Here is a 13,071-nt window from a genome sequence, read left to right on the forward strand (position 1 = left end):
CGGGGCATCTACTGGAACGTGCAGACCGACCGGTGCGGTTCGAGATCACGACATGGCCCCGGCCACGGAGGGATGGCGGACTCGGCGGTGGCGGGGGGCTGGGCGGCTTCGGCAGCTAGAAATCCGGTCCGCTCGCAGGTTCCGGGTCCGCAGGTCACCGGCCCGGAACAGGCACCTGCCCGTCGCTCACAGGCCAGTCGGCGATGCTCCGCAACAGATCGTTGAGGTGGGTACAGGTGTCGACACCGCGGAACTCACGCCGGACCCGCGCCTCCACCTCTGCCACCGCCATGCCCACGAGGCGACCGGCGCTCGCGACCGCGCCCGGGCAGTCGAACCACGGCAGCACGCGCGGCGTCGCGACGGCCTCCCGGATGACGCCGGTCTCGGCGTCCGCGACCACCGCGAGCTGGTACTCGTGGATCACGGTCTCGACCCCGTCGGCGCGGCCGTAGGTGTCGCGGAACATCGCGTCGATGTGCACCGCGCCGTCGGCGACCCAACGGTCGATGCGCCGACTTCGACGCATCGAGTGCGGGGCGAGCGGGCCCGGCAGTCGACCGAAGGCGTCGTCGATCCGCGGCGCGACCGGACCGTCCGCGACGGGGCTACGCCCACGCACCCCGATCGTCGCGATGAGGGCTCCGCGTTCGGCGTATCCGGCGCACTGGTCACCGACGGGAACGTATCCGGTACTCGCAGTTACGCTTTGCGGATCCAACTCGTTCGCCGCGGACACCGCGTGCCCGGAGATGAGGGTGCCCAACGGCACGTCGTCGAGCAGCAACACCAGCGGCGTATCCCGGCGGACGGCACCGCCCGCGACGACCGCGCCCAGACGTCCACGGAACCCGGAGATTGCGGATTCGCCGACGAGGCCCGCGAGTTCCGGGACGGCGGGCGTGGTCTCCAGGCCGGTCAGAACGCGGCCGCGGTGGTAATCCACAGCTGCTCGGAGAGCAGCCGTTTCACGAACCGACGGAAACCGGTCCGCGTCGATCTCGAAATCCCACGCCCGCCCCGACAGTTCGAGTGCGCCGCCGATCCCGGTCGGCCGGTCCAGGTCCAGACACGTCACGCGCCGACGCGATGTCGCACGCGCCACTGGGGCCTCCGCCCGCGGTCCGCGCACGGAACCGTGCAACGCGGGGTCCGGTACGCGCTCGCTCATGCAGACGACGGTGCCTCGGGACCCGGAAACCGTCAAGACGGGGTCTCATCCGTCGGGACGAGGGCCACGAACAGACCGGTCTTTTTGGTTTGCAATGATCGGACTCGGACAGGTTGATGGAGCGGATGTCCGTGTTTGCCCGCCATCATGACTGTCGGCGTGCACAATCGAGACCGAAACGGGGGGTGGATCTTGATGAGACAGCGTCGAGACAATCATTGTCCCGACCCCCCACCGCGCCGCAGTTCGACGTGGGCGCCACCCCGGAAGCGACTGCTCGCCCGCTTGGATCGCAACTCTCCGATCACCGTCATTCGCGCGCCACAGGGGTTCGGCAAGCTCGATCTGGTCAGGTCCTGGCTGGATACTGCTCGTTCGGACTTCCGTGCGGTGCTGTGGATTCCGGCCCCCACCGGGACTCCGGATTCCGGAGCGTTCTGGACCACGGTGATGGATCGGATCCGCACTGCGGGCGTCATTGCCGGGGAAACGAATCCGGATGGCGATGCCACCTCGGCGGCCGAGTCGGTCCGCGAGTTCCTTGCGCGGAGCGGGGCGCCGGTACTTCTCGTGCTGGTGCGGGTCGATCTGGTTCGTGACGACCGGATCGAGGAGGAGATTCTCCACCTGCTCGACCGCTGCCACAACGTCAACATCGTCGCGACCACGTGCGGACGGTCGCTGTTCGGCGATCCGATCCGTGTGGAACCGACGCACGAATTGATTCTCACGCGCGATCTTCTCTACACCCGCGAGGATGCCCGAGAGCTGTTCGCACACTCCGAAATCGAGCTCGAGCCGGGCGAACTGGAGTACATCCTGGAGCGCGTCGGCTCGTTGCCGGCGCTCATGCGTGTCGCGGTCGTGGTCGCCAAGACGCTGCCCGACCTCGCGGGTCGGCGGGCGCTGCTCGCGCATCGGCTCGACAACGCGATCGACCGATACGTGCATTCCACTGTCCTCGCACGCCTTTCGGTTGACGCCGATCGCAATTTCGTCATCGCGGTGGCATCTGCCCGCGTCATCACTCCGGACGTCGCGACACTGCTCACCGGGGTGGACGACGCGGCCCGGCGTCTCGAGTCTCTCGAATCCGCCGGAATCGTCAACCATTGCGAGACGGCGTTCGAGGACGCCTGGGAGTTCGCCCCCGCGATCCGGGACCGGCTGATCGCCGCCCAGGAGTCGGTCGGCATCCAGCCCGCGCAGAACCTGACGAAACTCGCCCGTCATTCGCTGGAACGAGGGGACGTCGCCGGCGGCCTGGCGTACGCGGCCGAAGCCCGTGACTGGGATCTCGCGATCGATCTGATCGACACGCACTGGGTCGGTCTCGTCGGAAGTCATCTCACCGTACTGCGGGCAGTCCTCCGTGAAGTGCCGGAGGAGCGGCTCGCGTCGCGTCCCGCGATCAAGGCCGGACGCGACCTGTTCACGGCCCTCGACACGCAGTCCACGATTCCGGAGAGCGTCCTGCCCGACGATCCGAGGGACGTCGAGACATCCGGAGCCGCTCCGGCTGCCGAGCACGCGCTCGCCGTCGGTTGCGTACAGGCCCTCATGCTGCGGCTGGCGGGCGAGCACGAGCGCGCTGCGGAGTTGACGCGCCGGCTGTCGCACCTTGTCCGCGGGGCACTGGACGCCCGGCCCGACGAGATCGGACCCCAGCTTCCGGGCATGCGGCTGCAGTGGGGGATCACCTACCAACTCGCGGGGGCGTTTCCCGAGTCCACGGTCGAGCTCCGCCTCGCCCATCGCGGCGCCCTGGCACAACGGATCCGTGTCGGGGCCCGCCACGCCGCCGGCAACTCCGCGATGAACTGGGCTGTCGTCGGCGAACCGGGACGCGCCACGGAATGGCTCGAACTCGAGGACGCCCACCCGGACCCGGACGGCTGGCTCGAACCGCGGGCCAAGGTCGGCGGTCTCGTCGCCCGCACCCTGGTGGCGGTGGACCGGCTGGACTTCACGGCGGCGGCCGCCTGGCTCGACGAGCTGGGTGAGGCGTCCGGGCGAGAAGAGCTGTGGCCGTTCGTGACCTATGCGCACGGACGCTTCGCGTTGGCCGCCGGTCAAGCGCATGCCGGAATGGCCGTCCTGCAGCGGGCGATCGCATCGCATGCCGCGGTGCTGCGCCCGGGATCGACGATCGATCTGGTGCTGACGGCCCTCGAGGTCGATCTGCGCCTGGCGCTCGGCGAAGGCAACCGGGCACTGTCTGTCCTCTCCACGCAGACTCCCGACGAGCCGATCCTCGCGGCGACCGCGGCCCGCGCCCGCCTGCTCACCGGTGCGCCGGCGGCAGCACTGGCGCTGTGCCGCAAGTTCGATTGGTTCAGCTACCCGTTCACCCGCACCCAACTGGAGGCGCTGCTCGTCGAGGCCGCCGCCCATCGGGCCCTGGGTGAGAACGCCGCCGCGACACGGGCCTGGCAACGCGCGGCCGCCATCGCGGACCGCGCCGGGCTGGTGAGCACGCTCTCGACGGTGCCGCGAGAGTTGTTGGCAGCGCTCGACTCCGCCGCGGCGAGCCCGTCGTCGACCGCGCGCGTCCTGCTCGCGTCCGATGCGCCCGAGATGTACCCGGCGGCCGTGCATCACGTCGACCTCACCGCGCGCGAGCGGGCCGTGCTCGCCGAACTGGCGGTGGGTCTGTCGACGGTCGAGATGGCCCGCAAGCTGTTCGTCTCGACCAATACGATCAAGAGCCAGTTGCGGTCGCTCTACCGGAAGATCGGCGCCCACTCCCGCGACGAAGCGTTGGAGATCGCGTACCGCACCGGTTTGATCGACTGAAGGCCGTTCGAGAGGAACCCCGACATGCACGATCCCCTAGGCGCGACGTCGCCGGCAGGCCCCACGGCCCGCTCCACCGGACACTTCGCCGACCTCGACTTCGCGGGGTTCTGGAACGACGGCGACTACTCCTGCGAGAACTATCTCGAACCCACACCGAGCGACGAGCTGATCGCGGAGGTCGAAGCAGAGCTCGGCTACCGGCTGCCCGACTCCTATGTGGAGCTGGCGCGGATGCGCAACGGCGGCATGGTCGAGCGCTCGTGCCATCCGACGGACGAGCCGACGGGTTGGGCCGAGGATCACATCCAGATCACCGGCATCTACGCGATCGGCCGGACGGCGACCTATTCGCTGTGCGGCGAGCTGGGCTCGGCGTTCATGCGCGACGAATGGGACTACCCCGACATCGGCATCGGCGTCGCCGACACCCCGAGCGCCGGTCACGAGCAGATCATGCTCGACTACCGCGCATGCGGCCCCACCGGCGAACCGTGCGTGGTCCACGTCGACCAGGAGGCCGACTACGCGATCACTCCCGTCGCACCCGACTTCGCATCTTTCGTCCGAAACCTGGTGAGCGAGGACGAGTTCGACGACAGCGCGGAAACCCTCGCCGCCGACCTCGAGACGGTGCGGCTCGGCACGCTGTCGCCGATCGTGCGACGCGCTCTCGACGCCGCCGACCTGCCGGACGGTGAGGCCGTCGTCCGCGCACTCGCGGAACGGATCGTGGAGGCGAAGGGCTTCTACTCGCTGCACGCCGACCCCGACTCGCACCTGATGTACGACGCGATGTTCTGGCTGTACTCGCACCTGACGACCGCCACATCGTTCGAGGACTTCGTCCACAGAGCCGAGGGACAGACCGACTACGCCAGGCCCTGCTACACCCTCATGGTCACCACGCGCTTCGTCGACGATCCGTACGGGTTCTGCACCGGCGGCTACGCCGAGGGATTCCTGCGCGACTGGTGGGATGCGCGGATTCAGGCCGGGCACATCGTCCCGTCGGGCGCGGGCTACCGGCTCGATCCGGAGTACGCGACGCAACTCGTCCGGGTTCTGCGCGCCGTCGCCGGCACCTTGTAACCGCGTAACCGCGTATCGGTAGATCCGCACCGCAGCGCCTACCCGCCCTGCTTCAATCAGGTATGGGCCCACGCACCGGGCAGTCGATCGGATCCAGGGCGACACTCGTCCTGGCGACGCTGTCGGCCGGTCAGTTCCTGATGACCCTCGACAGCTCGGTCATGAACGTGTCGATGGCGATGGTCGCGTCCGACCTCGGAACGACGATCACCGGCATCCAGACGGCGATCACGCTGTACACGCTCGTGATGGCGACGCTGATGATCACCGGCGGCAAGATCGGTAGCATCGTGGGCCGCCGCCGGGCGTTCGCGATCGGGCTCGTCGTCTACGGGGCCGGGTCGCTCACCACCGCCCTCGCGCCCAATCTCACGGTCCTGCTGATCGGCTGGTCGCTACTCGAGGGCATCGGTGCGGCACTCATCATGCCCGCCATCGTCGCGCTGGTCGCATCCAACTTTCCTCCCGAGAGACGCTCGAGCGCATACGGATTGGTCGCCGCGTCCGGCGCGATCGCGGTCGCGGCCGGTCCGCTGATCGGCGGTGCCGTGACCACCTTTGCATCGTGGCGGTACGTCTTCGCCGGCGAGGTGGTCCTGGTCCTGGTGATCCTGCCGGTGCTCCGCCGGATCGAAGACACGCCGCCGTCCCGGGTGCGCCTCGACATCATCGGCTCGCTGCTGTCGGTGCTCGGTCTGGGACTCGTCGTGTTCGGTGTGCTGCGGTCCGGCGAATGGGGCTGGCTGCGCAACCGACCCGGCGGGCCCGAGATGTTCGGTCTGTCCCCCGTGTTCTGGCTCGTCGTGTCCGGACTGCTCGTGGTCTACGCATTCATGCGGTGGGAGGCGCGCCTGACCCGGCTGGGGCGGGAACCGCTTCTCGACACCCGCCTGCTCGGCAACCGGCAACTGTCCGGCGGCCTGACGATGTTCTTCGCGCAGTTCCTGGTCCAGGCCGGTGTCTTCTTCGCAGTGCCGCTGTTCCTGTCCGTCGTCCTCGAACTCAGTGCGCTGCAGACCGGGATCCGCCTGCTCCCGCTGTCGATCGCGCTCCTCCTGGCCGCCGTCGGTATCCCCCGGGTGCGGCCGCACGCGTCGCCGCGACGCGTCGTCCGCCTCGGGTTGGGGTCCATGATCATCGGCATCCTCATCCTCGCGGCCGGCATGAATCCCGGAGCCAACGCCGGCATCGTCGCCGTCCCGATGCTCCTGATGGGGCTGGGCCTGGGGGCGCTCGCGTCACAACTGGGCGCGGTCACCGTGTCGGCGGTGCCCGATGCACGCAGCGCCGAGGTGGGTGGTCTGCAGAACACCGCCACCAACCTCGGCGCGTCTCTCGGCACCGCACTCATCGGATCGGTCCTGATCTCGACCCTCACCGCGTCGATCATCACCGGAATCCAGAACGATCCGCGGGTCCCCGAAACCGTGCAGCAGCAGGCCGAGACCGATCTCGCGAGCGGCGTGCCCTTCCTCAGCGACACCCAACTCGACGCCGATCTGCGCGACGCCGGTGTGGATCCGAACACCGCGAGCGCGGTCGTCGACGCGAACTCCGACGCCCGGCTCGAGGCCCTGCAGAGCGCGCTCTCGGTGGCCGCGCTGCTGGCCGTCGCCGCCCTGTTCGGCACCGGGCGGATACCTCGCAGGCCGGTCGGATCCGCCGAGGAGAACGCCGACGAGTGAGGCCCGTCAGGCCCGCGAACACAGAATCCCGTTGGGCGACAGTCACTCCGGGCGCATCGAGCCCGTCTCGTTGAACCGCTGGTGGAACGACAGCGCCTCGCCCAGCAGGTGCGGGGTGTGGCCGGCCGACGGGTACGCCTCGGCGCGGTCGACATAGTCGAGCAGCATGGCCCGGTAGTCGGGGTGCGCGCACTTGTCGATCACGACGCGCGAGCGCTTGCGCGGCGAGAGCCCGCGCAGATCGGCCAGGCCGTGCTCGGTGACGAGCACCTGGACGTCGTGCTCGGTGTGGTCGACGTGCGGGACCATCGGCACGATCGACGAGATCGCGCCGCCCTTCGCGGTGGACGGGCTCAGGAACATCGACAGGTAGCCGTTGCGGGCGAAGTCGCCCGAGCCGCCGATACCGTTCATGATCTTGGTGCCCATGACGTGCGTCGAGTTCACGTTGCCGTAGATGTCGGCCTCGAGCATGCCGTTCATCGCGATGATGCCGAGACGGCGAACGATCTCCGGATGGTTGCTGATCTCCTGCGGCCGCAACACGATGTGCTTGCGGTAGAAGTCGATGTTCGACATCAGTTCGTCGATGCCCTCCTCCGACAGCGCCAGCGACGTGGCCGACGCGTACCGGACGGTGCCGTGCTTGATGAGGTGCAGCATCCCGTCCTGGATCACCTCGGAGAAGCACGTCAGGCCCTTGTGCGGTCCGGCATCCAGACCCTGCAGCACCGCGTTGGCGACGTTGCCGATGCCGGACTGCAGCGGCAGCAGGCCGTCGGCGGGCAGCCGCCCCTTCGACACCTCGTACTCGAAGAAGTCGAGCACGTGTGCCGCGATGGCCTGACTCACCTCGTCCGGCGGGGTCAGCGGGCTCGCGCTGTCGCGGGCGTTCGTCTCGACGACGGCGACCACCTTGTTCGGATCCACCCGCAGCGTCGGCTGGCCGATGCGGTCCTCCACCGAGATCAGCTGGATCGGCTTGCGGTACGGCGGCAGCGCGGTGCCGTAGTAGACGTCGTGGATGCCGGCCATCGCGTCGGGCACCCACGAGTTCACCTCGAGGATGACCTTGTCGGCGACGTCGAGCCAGGTCTTGTTGTTGCCGATCGACGCGGACGGGACCAGCTCGCCGGACTCGGTGATCCCGGCGACCTCGACGACGGCGACGTCGACGTTGCCGTAGTAGCCCTCCCACACCTGCTGCGCGACGTGCGAGAGGTGGATGTCGACGTAGTCCATGCGGCCGCTGTTGATGTTGCGGCGCGCGGTCGGCTCGGACTGGTACGGCATCCGCAGCGAGATGCCGTCGACCTCGGCGAGGAGGCGTTCGGTGCCCGCCGACACCGAGGCTCCGGTCAGGAGGTTGATGGTGAAGTTCGACCCGGCACCGCGGACGGCGTGGATGCGGTCGGCGAGGGCCGGGACGATCGCCTTGGGCGTGCCGGCGCTGGCGAACCCACTGATCGCGACGGTGTCGTGGGGGTGGATGAACTTGACGGCCTCCGCGGCGGAGGTCACCTTGTTCCGGAAACCCGAATTGCGGATCCGGGTCGGGTTCGACAGGGAACCGGCTTCGTCCATGCGCGAGGTCACAGTGACAAGGCTAACTCTCGACCTGCCGATGAAATGTCCGCCTCTATTGATCAAAATGTCTCTGACGTGCGGGTTTCGTTCCGCAATGCGCGCGGAGATCGGTGACGCGCCCGAAACGTGCGACGAGCGTGCACATCGCCGCGACGAACAGCGTTCCCCGGTTCAGCCGAACACCCAGTTTCCAAGAACCATGTAAGCCGCGGTGCCACCGACGATGCTGAGCAACGCGTGACGGCGCCACAGGTGCAGACCCACGGTGACGGCCAGCGCGACCACCGCCGGCACCAGCGACGACGGCGTCGCCGAGACGTTCCGCAGCGTGTACACCGCGAGGATCAGCATGATGCCCACCGGCATGTGTATGCCCAGGTAGTGCACCAGCGCCGACGAACGCAGCGGGGCGACGATCGCGAACGGCACGGCGCGCAGCGCGAAGGTGACGGCCATGATCACCGCGAGGGCGGTCAGGATGTACGCGACGTCAGGCATCGACGGCGTCCTTCCCGCTCCGGCGGTGCAGCAGGAAACGGACCAGCAGCGCTGCCACGAACAGCGTCATCGCGACCATCAGCATCTGTTCGCGCGCGATGACCAGGGCCACCAGCGCGCTCAGCAGCGCCAGGATCGGGGTGGGGATGTCCCGGCGGGCGCGGAACGCGTCCAGCGCCAGCACCACGAACAGGGCGGTGAGCGCGAAGTCCAGGCCGACGAGTTGCATCGGGATCGCGTTGCCGACGACGGCACCGACGACACCGCCGAGCACCCAGTACAGCTGGCAGAACACCTGGATGAAGAGGACGCGGCGACTGCTCAGATTGTCGGGATCCTTGCCCGCGGTGACCGCGTACGCTTCGTCGGTGAGCGCGTACATGCTGTAGACCTTCGCGAGACGTCCACGCACCCGGTGCAGCGGGAACGACAGCCCGTAGAACACGTGCCGGAAGTTGACGAGGAACGTCGTCATCGCCACCGACGCGAGCGGCGTGACCGCCAGCACCAGCCCGATCGCGAGGAACTCGAGCGAGCCGGCGTAGATCGTGAGCGAGAAGATCGGCGCCCACCACCATGCGAACCCGGACTGGACCAGCAACAGGCCGAACGCGAGCCCGAGCGGGAACAGCCCGAACCCGACGGACACGGTGTCGCGGGCCGCCGCGCGGACATCGGACCGGCGCGACTCGGCGGGGGAGGCTTCGAGGCCCGGGAAACACTGCTCGGGAAACGCGCTGGTCACGAGGCAATAATAGTGCGGAGTCGGTGGCATGTGATTTCCGGATATTGCCCCCGGAGGCGATGGGGCGCAATATTCTGCTGTGGATGATCTCGATCGCGCAATATTGCGCGAGTTGCGTTCGAACGCCCGGCTCACCAATGCCGAACTGGCCGATCGGGTCGGGCTGACGCCGTCACCGTGCCTGCGGCGGGTACGACGGCTCGAGGCCGACGGCGTCATCGTCGGCTACCAGGCCGTCGTCGACCCGGACGCTGTCGGACGCGGATGCGAGGTGATCGTCAACGCCGAGATCGTGTCGCAGGACCGCAAGACGGTCGAGCAGTTCGAGAACGAGGTGGGCGCCTTCGACGAGGTGGTGGAGTTCCGCCGCATGATCGGCCTGCCCGACTACTTCATTCGCGTCGCCGTCGCCGACCTCAACGCATTCGAGGTGTTCCTGCGCACCAAGCTGATGGAACAGCCGGCCATCTCGAAGATCGAATCGCACCTGACGATGAAGAAGTTGAAGGGTTGAGCAGTTTACAGGAACCGGGGCAGTCGGTTTCGATGAATCGCGCAATCCGGATGAGCTCGCGCAATATTTCACCCTGCCGCCACCCCCACTCCCGCCCCGCCCGAGGGCGCGTCTGTAACTAGCTTTGTACCCATCGGCCGTCGGGGCGCTGAGGAGTACGGAAACAATGGTCATCGCTTTCGGCATGCGCGCCCACGGGCGGGCACAGGCCATTCACCAGATCGAGCAGGGTCTCCAGAACGCCGCCGCAGGCTCGGGCTCGGCGCTCGTCGTGACAGGGACGCGGCGGTCCGGGCGCACCCACTTTCTCGACGAGGTGTACCGGATGCACGAGGGCCGGACCGCCTTCGTCACGGGTCTTCGCGAATCCGACCTTTCGCCGCTCGCTGCTTTTCTCCCGCTTTTCACCCGCATCGGGGTCGACGGGGACGCCCTGGTCGGGGCAATCCCCAATGACCGCAAGCCGGCAGTGGACGATGTCGGGGCAATCATCGGCGACCGTGTGTTGTCCGCCCTCGAATCCTTCGACACGGGCGAGTTCCCGTTGCTCGTTGCCGTTGACGACGCCGACCTCCTACCGCCGTCGTGTATCGCGATCCTCGGCTACGTGGCTCGACGCCTCGCGAAGTTGCGGGTGTTCGTCGTCCTGGCCTCCGGGCCCCGGGTCGATCCCCGCCTCCAGGCGCTCCCCCAGCTGCCCATGTACACGATGACGCTCGCCGAATCGGGCGCGTTCGTCGAGTCGGCGACCGGCGGCCGGCCGCCGCTGTCCACGATCATCGAGCTGCACCGCATCGGCCGCGGGAACCCCGTCGATATCGGGGAGCTGTGTGAGCATCTGACCACGGCCCAGCTCCACGGACATTCGGTACTCCCGAAACCAGTTGCGGTGGCGCACAATCGCACCGATCGGTGGCGCACCGCCTTCGGGAGCCTGACCGCCGCGCAGCGAGCCGCCCTCACCGTGCTGTCGATAGCCGGGGCGGTGGAGCCCGATCGACTGGTCGAGACGCTCCGGTCGAAGTTCGGTTCGGACATCGACCTGGACCACGAGATTGCCACCCTCGTGCGTGCGGACCACATCCAGTCGATTCGTCACCAGGTGCACGTCCACAGCCACCTCGACCGCGCCGCGATCTATACGATCGCCCCACCGAAGCTGCGGGTGGAATGCCATCGCGTCGTCGACAGCCACTCGTTGCTGCGCGAGCGACCCGCTCTCGCAGCCGCGAACCGGGTATTTATCGGCGAGCCGGTGGACATGCACACCGACGAGATCATCCGCCGGATGGCTGAATTGGCCAAGTCCGGAGAGGTTGCGCTCGCGATCCACACCATTCGCAGGGTTCTCGACACACTCGACACGTCGGACGAGACCCACCAATCGCGTCTGGCGGCCCATGCGCTACGAATCGCGACCTCGTGGGGATACTTCGCCGACGCCACCCAGTTCGCCGACTGCATCGAGCCGCAGCTCCTGCGCCCGGATGAGGCCGCCGCCGCCGTGGCCACCCAGCTTTTCCTGCGCTATCTGCGGGATGAACGGTTCGACGACGAGTGGGTTCGGAACACCGTGACCGCGCTCGCGTCTCGATGCCCGCATTCCGCATCCACGCTCGCCGGCGTCGCGGGCTACCTCCACCTGTGTCGACACGAGCAGGAACAGGCGCACCTCGTGCTCGCCGCCGCCGAATCGGCGGACCTCCGCGAGTCCGACCCGGCATCGACCGCGTCACTCGCGAAGGCCCATCTCGCGATTACCGATGGTTCGTCGGAGCTCGCGAGCCATCGGCTGTCGTCGAGTGCGGTCACCGACCGCATGAACGACCATCGGGTGGGGTCCGCGATGTCGGCGCACCTGCTGCAGCAGCTCGGTCGCCACAGCGAAGCGGGCAACAGCCTCGGACGACTCTCGACGCAGGCCACCTCTCCGGTGGAACGCACGGTTGTGATGACACTGCAGGTGGACGGCGAGCTGTTCGCCGGAAACATCGACGCGGCCCGCCTGCTGTGGGACGAAAGCCAATCCCTCGTCCCGGCTGAAGACTGTCTGCCCTCCCTGCGCCTGTGTCAGCGCATCCAGATCCTCGGGCTCTCCGGACGATTCAACGAAGTCGACGACCTCGTCGACCGAATCCGATCGACACCGTCGTCACACGCTCACCGCGCCAACGAGTCGCGCCTGCGGTGGGCACTCGGTCAGATCGCCCTGATGCGCGGCGACTACGAATCCTCGATTTCGTTGCTGGAGCAGAGCTTCGACCTCGACGGCCAGGTCGGTGGACACTGGCAGCTGCAACGACAAGTGGACCTGATCGAAGTGTTCGTACGCTCGGGCGAGCCCGAGATGGCCGAGCGGGTGCTGCGCACGCTCGGGTTGCGCCTGGCCGCCCGACACTCGCCCAGCACCACCGTGGCCCTCGCCCGCGGTGAACTGCTCGTCGCGAAGTCGCCGGAGGAAGCGCGCATGGCGCTGTCACGGGCACTGGGTCCTCGGACCGCGCCGGCGCCGACCCTCGAACGTGCGCGCGCGCATGCGATCTATGCCGATCGACTGCGTGCCGACTCGGAGGTCACCTCGTATCGGCACCACCGCCGGACGGCACGCTCGCTGTTCGCCCGGATCGGGGCGGTGGGATGGCTCGACGCCGCCAGGGTGGCACGGGAGACCTCGGCCGCCGACCAGCCTCCCGTCCCAAGTCTCGCTCAGTTGACCGAGCAGGAGAACGAGATCGTCGCTCTGGTGCTCCAGGGTCTCCGCAACCACGACATCGGGCGTCGAACGTTCATCTCACAACGCACGGTCGAGAAGCGACTGACCGGGGTGTTCCGGAAGCTCGGAATCCGTTCACGGGCAGAGCTGTTCGCTGTCGCAGCGGCAGAGCACACCGAGGCCGGTGCCACATCTCCTGGGCATCCCCGTCGGGCCGGTTGAGCGCCCACGGGCGGCAGCGCGTACCCACAGTGTCAGCAGATCCACTCC

At 68.0% G+C, this 13,071-nt stretch carries 9 protein-coding genes; 5 read left to right on the top strand and 4 right to left on the bottom strand.

Going from position 1 to position 13,071, the window contains the following annotated elements; all coding sequences use genetic code 11:
• Positions 1-154: 154 nt before the first annotated feature.
• A complete protein-coding gene (locus HUN07_RS25155) occupies positions 155-1,171 on the bottom strand; it encodes a DUF2889 domain-containing protein (RefSeq protein ID WP_174913870.1) in 1,017 nt (338 codons plus the stop codon).
• A 285-nt stretch (positions 1,172-1,456) separates the two neighbouring features.
• On the opposite strand from HUN07_RS25155, the gene HUN07_RS25160 reads away from it, so the two are divergent.
• The 3 genes from HUN07_RS25160 to HUN07_RS25170 all read left to right on the top strand — a co-directional run bounded on the left by HUN07_RS25160 (position 1,457) and on the right by HUN07_RS25170 (position 6,744).
• Positions 1,457-3,967, top strand: a complete 2,511-nt coding sequence (locus HUN07_RS25160) for a helix-turn-helix transcriptional regulator (protein WP_254622674.1) — start codon at positions 1,457-1,459, stop codon at positions 3,965-3,967.
• Positions 3,968-3,991: 24 nt separating this feature from the next.
• Positions 3,992-5,059, top strand: a complete 1,068-nt coding sequence (locus HUN07_RS25165) for an SMI1/KNR4 family protein (RefSeq protein ID WP_174913876.1) — start codon at positions 3,992-3,994, stop codon at positions 5,057-5,059.
• Positions 5,060-5,121: 62 nt separating this feature from the next.
• Positions 5,122-6,744 (top strand): MFS transporter, encoded by a 1,623-nt coding sequence (locus HUN07_RS25170; RefSeq protein ID WP_174913879.1) that lies wholly within the window; start codon positions 5,122-5,124, stop codon positions 6,742-6,744.
• Positions 6,745-6,786: 42 nt separating this feature from the next.
• On the opposite strand, the gene HUN07_RS25175 is transcribed toward HUN07_RS25170, so the two are convergent.
• The 3 genes from HUN07_RS25175 to HUN07_RS25185 all read right to left on the bottom strand — a co-directional run bounded on the left by HUN07_RS25175 (position 6,787) and on the right by HUN07_RS25185 (position 9,574).
• Positions 6,787-8,328, bottom strand: a complete 1,542-nt coding sequence (locus HUN07_RS25175; protein WP_174915004.1) for an acetyl-CoA hydrolase/transferase family protein — start codon at positions 8,326-8,328, stop codon at positions 6,787-6,789.
• 174 nt (positions 8,329-8,502) lie between these two features.
• Complete coding sequence (locus tag HUN07_RS25180; RefSeq protein ID WP_114723930.1) at positions 8,503-8,829, bottom strand: branched-chain amino acid transporter permease; 327 nt, start codon at positions 8,827-8,829, stop codon at positions 8,503-8,505.
• Positions 8,822-9,574, bottom strand: a complete 753-nt coding sequence (locus HUN07_RS25185; protein WP_254622675.1) for an AzlC family ABC transporter permease — start codon at positions 9,572-9,574, stop codon at positions 8,822-8,824. Before HUN07_RS25185 ends, HUN07_RS25180 begins: the two co-directional genes overlap by 8 nt.
• A 79-nt stretch (positions 9,575-9,653) precedes the next feature.
• Here HUN07_RS25185 and HUN07_RS25190 point away from each other — a divergent pair, with 79 nt between their 5' ends.
• Complete coding sequence (locus tag HUN07_RS25190; protein WP_114723932.1) at positions 9,654-10,088, top strand: Lrp/AsnC family transcriptional regulator; 435 nt, start codon at positions 9,654-9,656, stop codon at positions 10,086-10,088.
• A 166-nt stretch (positions 10,089-10,254) separates the two neighbouring features.
• The gene (locus HUN07_RS25195) at positions 10,255-13,023 is read left to right on the top strand and encodes a LuxR family transcriptional regulator (RefSeq protein WP_174913885.1); all 2,769 of its coding nucleotides are present in this window, start codon (positions 10,255-10,257) and stop codon (positions 13,021-13,023) included.
• The last annotated feature ends 48 nt before the right edge of the window (positions 13,024-13,071 follow it).

This window comes from Rhodococcus sp. W8901, from assembly GCF_013348805.1.
Classification (GTDB): domain Bacteria; phylum Actinomycetota; class Actinomycetes; order Mycobacteriales; family Mycobacteriaceae; genus Prescottella.

Excerpts from the sequence above, each read along its gene's own strand:
- HUN07_RS25155 (WP_174913870.1), bottom strand. The coding sequence starts at position 1,171 with ATGAGCGAGCGCGTACCGGACCCCGCGTTGCACGGTTCCGTGCGCGGA.
- HUN07_RS25165 (WP_174913876.1), top strand. The coding sequence starts at position 3,992 with ATGCACGATCCCCTAGGCGCGACGTCGCCGGCAGGCCCCACGGCCCGC.
- HUN07_RS25170 (WP_174913879.1), top strand. The coding sequence starts at position 5,122 with ATGGGCCCACGCACCGGGCAGTCGATCGGATCCAGGGCGACACTCGTC.
- HUN07_RS25175 (WP_174915004.1), bottom strand. The coding sequence starts at position 8,328 with ATGGACGAAGCCGGTTCCCTGTCGAACCCGACCCGGATCCGCAATTCG.
- HUN07_RS25180 (WP_114723930.1), bottom strand. The coding sequence starts at position 8,829 with ATGCCTGACGTCGCGTACATCCTGACCGCCCTCGCGGTGATCATGGCC.
- HUN07_RS25195 (WP_174913885.1), top strand. The coding sequence starts at position 10,255 with ATGGTCATCGCTTTCGGCATGCGCGCCCACGGGCGGGCACAGGCCATT.